The following is a 6253-nucleotide window of genomic DNA, read 5'->3' on the forward strand; positions in this document are numbered from 1 at the left end:
AAGCATGATCACAGTGGGTTGCCCCCACTCCCATGGCGGCCACGTCACAACGGGCTCGCCAGAGAGCCTGCTCGATGGCAAACCAATCGCGCGGCGCACAGACTGGGTGGACTGCCCGATTCACGGGCCCAACAGGATCATCAAGGTGCGCTGCGATATGGAGGTGGACGGCGAGCCTGTTGCCACGCATGGGGACGAGACCGAGTGTGGCGCGGTGCTCATCGGGGATGGCTGCGCCATTGTGGATTGCAACCACAGCGCCATAGGTTCGCGTTGCTACCATCCATCGCTCGCCCCCCACCCCCGACCGGCGCGAGACGCGCGCAGCAGTACCAAGCCAGACCAGTGGGCGACTTCAGCGGCCACACGGCACGCCACACTGATCACCGCGCCCCCAACAACCGACACTCCGCCGACAGCGCCAACAGATTCGGATCGCGCTCGCGATTGCGCTGCATCACCAGCACGATGTGCTGACTGATCGCATAGCGCGCGGCCAGCGGAATCAGTTGCACCTTCGGGCTGAAATCGGCCACGCGGCGCGGCAGCAGCGCATAGCCGATACCGCCGCTCACAAGGTTCATGAGCGAGAAGATGTCGCCCACGCGCAGCGCGATCTGCGGGGCAAAGCCGGCCTTGTCGAAGGCGGCCATGAAGTCGTGGTACGTCGCAAAGTCATCGCCGAGTGCGACGAACTTTTCGCTGCGCACCGTCTGCAAGTCGATCTCGGCCGATGCGGCATACGGGGAGCCAAGCGGTGCGGCAAACAGAATCTCATCGTCGAACATCGGCACGGTCAGCAGATCGGGATTGCGCAGCGGCTCGCCCAGCGCGATGACGATGGCGTCGAGTTGCCCGTCTTCCAGCTTGGCGAGCAGGCTGCGGTTCGAACCAAGCGTGAGTTCAATGTCGAGTGCGGAGCGGCGCGTTTTCAGGCCCGCAAAGATGCGCGGCAACGTGCCGACCGTCATCGAATAGAGCCCGCCGATCTTCAGCGTCGTTGACGAAAAGCCCGCAGCTTCGCGCGTGCGGCGCACACCGGCTTCGCACTCGGCCAGGATCCGTTCCACGTGCTCGGCAAACACGTAGGCGGTGGACAGCGGAATCAGCTTGCGCCCATCGCGTTTGAACAGGGGGCAACGCAAACCCTCTTCCAGCGAGTGCAGCGCGCGGTGCACGCTCACCGTGCTTTGCCCCAACGCCTCCGACACGCGGGCCATGTTGCCCAGCGTCATGAACGACTGGAAGACTTCGAGCTTCTTCAGGGTGATGTCTTCATCGATTGCCATGGCAGGGTCTCCTCCGCGCACGTTCTGTGGATGCGCTGCGATCGGTTTCCCACCATTGTTTCATTAACTTGAAGCTAACGAAACCGCGCCTAGGTTGATTGAAGTGCGCCTTTTTACGGCATACGGTACAGGGCATTCGATCCAACAAGGCTGGAGACGCCACCCATGCAACCGATGCCCACCCAATCGGCAAACGGGGCCAATGCACCCATCCCGCCCCAGTGGCGCCGGCGGCGCGATGAGAAGGAACGCCGCCTGACTGCAGCGCGCCGCATTGCAAACGGCAAGGTGATTCCGACTGGCGACATCGTCGCCGCGCTCGAAACGCTGCTCGCCCCCGGCGACCGCGTCGTGCTGGAAGGCAACAACCAGAAGCAGGCGGATTTCCTCTCGCGCTCACTCGCCAAGGTGAACCCCGAGCGCCTGCACGATCTGCACATGATCATGCCGAGCGTGAGCCGCGCTGAACACCTCGACATTTTCGAAGCCGGCATCGCGCACAAACTCGACTTCTCGTTTGCGGGGCCGCAGAGCCTGCGCATCAGCCAGTTGCTGGCCGACGGCCTGCTGGAAGTCGGCGCCATCCACACCTACATCGAGCTGTATGCACGGCTGGTGGTGGACCTGATTCCGAATGTATCGCTGGTGGCTGGTTTCAAGGCCGACCGCGACGGCAACATCTACACCGGCCCCAGCACGGAAGACACGCCAGCGCTGGTCGAGCCCACCGCGTTTTCCGACGGCATCGTGATCGTGCAGGTCAACGAGATCGTCGATGACCCGGCCGACCTGCCGCGCGTCGACATTCCCGGCTCGTGGGTCGACTTCATCGTGCAGGCCGACAAGCCGTTCTACATCGAGCCGCTCTTCACGCGCGACCCGCGCCTCATCAAGCCCGTGCACGTGCTGATGGCGATGATGGCGATTCGCGGCATCTACCAGCGGCACAACGTGCAGTCGCTCAACCACGGCATCGGCTTCAACACGGCCGCCATCGAGCTGATCCTGCCAACGTACGGCGAGCGCCTGGGCCTCAAGGGCAAGATCTGCCGCAACTGGACGCTGAATCCGCATCCGACGCTGATCCCCGCCATCGAATCCGGCTGGGCGGAAAGCGTGCATTGCTTCGGCACCGAACTGGGCATGGAGCGCTACGTGGCCGCACGCCCCGATGTGTTCTTCACCGGGCGTGACGGCTCGCTGCGCTCGAACCGCATGCTGTGCCAGCTCGCCGGCCAATATGCGGTGGACCTCTTCATTGGCGCGACGCTGCAGGTGGATGGCGACGGGCATTCGTCCACCGTCACGCGCGGGCGGCTGGCCGGCTTTGGCGGCGCGCCCAACATGGGCCACGACCCGCGCGGCCGCCGTCACGCCACGCCCGCGTGGCTCGACATGACCGAGCCGGTGACGATGCTCGAGCGCGGCAAGAAGCTCGTCGTACAGATGGTCGAAACGTTCCAGGAAGGCGGCAAGCCCACCTTTGTCGACACGCTGGATGCCGTGGCCGTGGCGAAGCAAAGCGGCATGCCGCTCGCGCCCATCATGATCTACGGCGACGACGTCACCCACCTGCTGACCGAAGACGGCATCGCGTATCTCTACAAGGCCCGTTCGCTGGAAGAGCGGCGCGCCATGATTGCCGCGGTGGCGGGTGTCACGTCGATCGGCCTGCGGCATGACCCATCCAAGACCGAACAGATGCGCCGCGACGGCCTGATCGCGCTGCCCGAAGACCTCGACGTGCGCCGCAGCGATGCCAGCCGCGAGCTGCTCGCCGCCAAGAGCATCGCCGACCTCGTCGAATGGTCCGGCGGTCTGTACGATCCGCCTGCGCGCTTCCGGAGCTGGTAATGGAACACACCCTCAACCGGCCCCTGCCCGCCAGCCCGAAAGCGCGCGCGAAGCGATTGGCCGCATTGGTCGAATCTGCCCTCATCGACGAGGTGACGCTGTCGCCCAAGCCCGGCCTGGTCGATGTGCGCGGCAACGGCGCGCATCACGATCTGGACTGGACGCTGATGGTGCATTCGGCGCAAAGCCTGCGTCCGGCGTTCGAAGCCATGGCGCTGGCCGGCGCACAGCTCGACGCACCGCTTGCGTTGCGCGAACGCATCGGCCGCCTCGGCCGTGAAGGCGAGGCGGCCATGCTCGATGCCACCGGCGGCATCAACACGCACCGCGGCGCCATCTGGGCGCTCGGCCTGCTGGTGACCGCCGCCGCGCAGGCGCCGCATGCCTTGGGCGCCGCGGCAGTGGCGAATCGCGCCGCGCGTCTGGCGAACATCCCCGACCGCTTCGCCCCCGTCTCGACCGGCCACAAGGGCGAGCGCGCCTGCAACGACTACGGCGTCGGCGGCGCCAAGGGCCAAGCCTGTGCGGGGTTCCCGCATGTCGTCAAGGTGGCGCTGCCAGCGTTACGTCGGGCGCGTGCCTCGGGCATCCGCGAAGACCATGCGCGCGTGGATGCACTGCTCGCCATCATGGCCAGGCTGGACGATACGTGCCTGCTCGCACGCGGCGGCGCCGATGCGCTGCGCGCCGTGCAGACCGGCGCGGCCACCGTGCGCGCCGCCGGCGGCCTTGCCACACCGCAGGGCCGCCGCGCGCTCCGCCTGCTGGAAAAGGACATGCTGGCGCGGCACGTGTCGCCCGGCGGCGCGGCCGACCTGCTGGCCGCCGCCCTCTTCCTCGACCGCCTGCCCGCAAGCGCGCCCGCAGTGTCCGACACCGAATCCGCTCATCAGGAAACCGAACATGGAGCGTCTTGACTTTCAATTCACCGGCGGCGCCCCCGCCAGCCGCCGCGCGTATGCCGGCGTGGTCGGCTCGGGCGACCTTGAAGTGTTGTTGACGCCGGGCAACGCCGGCCAGATCGACGTGGCCATCACCACGTCCGTCAATGGCATGAGGGCGACGTGGCAGGCGCAGCTTGCGCGTGTGTTCGGCTCGCACGCGTGGCCGGCGGCCAAGATCATCATCAACGACTTCGGCGCGACACCGGCCGTGGTGCGGTTGCGGCTTGAGCAGGCGCTTGAATCGCTTAACGCGCTCGGGTCATAAGGAGAAGCCATGTCACGCAACCCGATTGAACGCGACAGCTTTATCGAACGCGATGCGCGCCGACGCGCCATTGCGCTGCTCGACCCCGGCACCTTCCGAGAGCTGCTGGACCCGTTCGAACAATTGACCTCGCCGTGGCTGCCGCGTCAGGGCATCGTCACGCAGGCCGATGATGGCGTCGTCGTGGCGCGCGGCACGCTGGGCGGGCAGCCCGCGGTGGTGCTCGCCATTGAGGGCGCCTTCCAGGGCGGCAGCATGGGCGAAGTGTCCGGCGCCAAGATTGCCGGCGCGCTGGAGCTGGCGGTGGAAGACAACCGCAACGGCATTCCCACACGGGCCGTGATCGTCTTCGAAACCGGCGGCGTGCGGCTGCAGGAAGCCAACCTGGGCCTTGCCGCCATTGCTGAAATCCATGCAGGCATCCGTGCGCTGCGCGAGTACGGGCCAGTGATCGGCATCACCGCAGGCGTGGTCGGCTGCTTTGGCGGCATGAGCATCGCCGCGGGCCTGTGCAGCTATCTGCTGATGACGCGCGAGGCGCGCCTCGGCCTGAACGGCCCGCAGGTGATCGAACAGGAAGCCGGCATCGAAGAATACGACTCGCGCGACCGCCCCTTCATCTGGAGCCTCACCGGCGGAGAGCAGCGCGCTGCCACCGGCCTGGCCGATGTCTGCATCGAAGACGATTCCGTCACGATCCGCGCACAGGTGATCGAGTGGCTGCGTGCCGGCGCACCCGCGCGCCAGCGCAGCGAGCAGATCGACCACTACCTCGCACAACTCGCCGCTGTCGACACGTCGCGCCAAGCCACGGCAGAGGATGTACGCGCGCACTACGCAAAGGACGTCGCATGAGCCAGAACGAACTTTCCACGCGCGGCGCGACCTGGATGCGCGCGCTCGCCGTCGGCACACCGGTGGCGCGTTACGGCAGCACACTGCAAGTCGTCGATGCAGTGCTAGCAGGCCAGCCCGCGCGCTACATCGCCGTCGTGCCCGATGCCGAGAACCGCTTCCCTCGCGCACGCAACGGTGAAGTCGGCCTCGTCGAAGGCTGGCAGCTCGCGCGTGCCGTGCGCGATGTCATGACTGCAGATGCCGCGCAGGAAAAGAAGCGCGCCATCGTCGCCGTCATCGATGTGGCAAGCCAAGCCTACGGCCGCCGCGAGGAGGCCTACGGCATCCACCTCGCGCTGGCTGCAGCGGCGGACGCCTACGCTGCCGCACGCCTGGCCGGCCACCCTGTCATCGGCCTCATCGTCGGCCGCGCCATGTCGGGCGCATTGCTCGCGCACGGCTACCAGGCCAATCGCCTGCTCGCACTGGACGACGCCGACGTGATGGTGCACGCAATGGGCAAGGCCGCAGCCGCGCGCGTAACCCTGCGCTCCGTCGCCGACCTGGAACGCCTCGCACAAGAGATTCCGCCCATGGCCTACGACATCGCCAGCTTCGCGTCGCTCGGGTTGCTGTGGAAACTGCTGAAGGTGCAATCCGCCGACGCACCCGACGCCAGCGACATCGACACCGTGCAGACCGCACTCGCCGCAGCACTGGCCGACATCGCAGCCGACCCATCACGCGGCCTGGAAAGCCGCCTGGGCGCAGCGCTGCGCACCGCATCGTCGGAAGTCCGCAAACGCCTGCGCGAGCAATGGAACGCCCAGCCAGAAGGCGCATAACGAACAGTAGACACATCGCGGCGCCAACACATGCGCCTCGACGGTTTGGCCGTACCTGCCCTAGATGGCGCCTTGAATTTCTGTTGCAGGGAGGAAAAAGAGAGGAGGCTGTTTGAGCGAAGCGAGTTTGCCTCCTCTCCCTCCCTGCGACAGAAATTCAAGGAATCTTTCGCCATCTCGGGCGCGCCTTTCTTTGCTTACTTTCTTTGGCAAGACAAA

Annotated in this window: 8 protein-coding genes; 7 read left to right on the forward strand and 1 reads right to left on the reverse strand. The window is 66.3% G+C overall.

Annotation, left to right across the window (positions count from 1 at the left end):
• Positions 1-4: 4 nt before the first annotated feature.
• Positions 5-481 (forward strand): PAAR domain-containing protein, encoded by a 477-nt coding sequence (locus tag A6M56_RS24280; RefSeq protein ID WP_373271727.1) that lies wholly within the window; start codon positions 5-7, stop codon positions 479-481.
• On the opposite strand, the gene A6M56_RS08510 is transcribed toward A6M56_RS24280, so the two are convergent.
• Positions 384-1289 carry a LysR substrate-binding domain-containing protein gene (locus tag A6M56_RS08510; protein ID WP_045219157.1) on the reverse strand — a complete coding sequence of 302 codons (906 nt, stop codon included), beginning with the start codon at positions 1287-1289 and terminating at the stop codon, positions 384-386. The genes A6M56_RS24280 and A6M56_RS08510 overlap by 98 nt on opposite strands.
• 165 nt (positions 1290-1454) lie before the next feature.
• Here A6M56_RS08510 and mdcA point away from each other — a divergent pair, with 165 nt between their 5' ends.
• The 6 genes from mdcA to A6M56_RS08540 form a co-directional block, all read left to right on the forward strand.
• Positions 1455-3143: a malonate decarboxylase subunit alpha gene (gene mdcA, locus A6M56_RS08515; RefSeq protein WP_286758068.1), complete on the forward strand. Its 1689-nt coding sequence runs from the start codon at positions 1455-1457 to the stop codon at positions 3141-3143.
• Entirely contained in the window at positions 3143-4060 is a 918-nt protein-coding gene (locus A6M56_RS08520; RefSeq protein WP_102079181.1) for a triphosphoribosyl-dephospho-CoA synthase, read from the forward strand. The genes mdcA and A6M56_RS08520 overlap by 1 nt, the downstream gene beginning before the upstream one ends.
• Complete coding sequence (locus tag A6M56_RS08525) at positions 4047-4352, forward strand: malonate decarboxylase subunit delta (RefSeq protein ID WP_102079182.1); 306 nt, start codon at positions 4047-4049, stop codon at positions 4350-4352. The genes A6M56_RS08520 and A6M56_RS08525 overlap by 14 nt, the downstream gene beginning before the upstream one ends.
• A gap of 9 nt (positions 4353-4361) precedes the next feature.
• Entirely contained in the window at positions 4362-5207 is an 846-nt protein-coding gene (locus tag A6M56_RS08530; protein WP_027679644.1) for a biotin-independent malonate decarboxylase subunit beta, read from the forward strand.
• Positions 5204-6034, forward strand: a complete 831-nt coding sequence (gene mdcE, locus A6M56_RS08535) for a biotin-independent malonate decarboxylase subunit gamma (protein WP_102079183.1) — start codon at positions 5204-5206, stop codon at positions 6032-6034. Before A6M56_RS08530 ends, mdcE begins: the two co-directional genes overlap by 4 nt.
• 30 nt (positions 6035-6064) lie before the next feature.
• Positions 6065-6253: hypothetical protein (locus A6M56_RS08540; protein WP_286758069.1), on the forward strand; the 189-nt coding region annotated here is incomplete at its 3' end.

Source organism: Ralstonia sp. RL, from assembly GCF_001683835.1.
Lineage (GTDB): Bacteria > Pseudomonadota > Gammaproteobacteria > Burkholderiales > Burkholderiaceae > Ralstonia > Ralstonia mannitolilytica.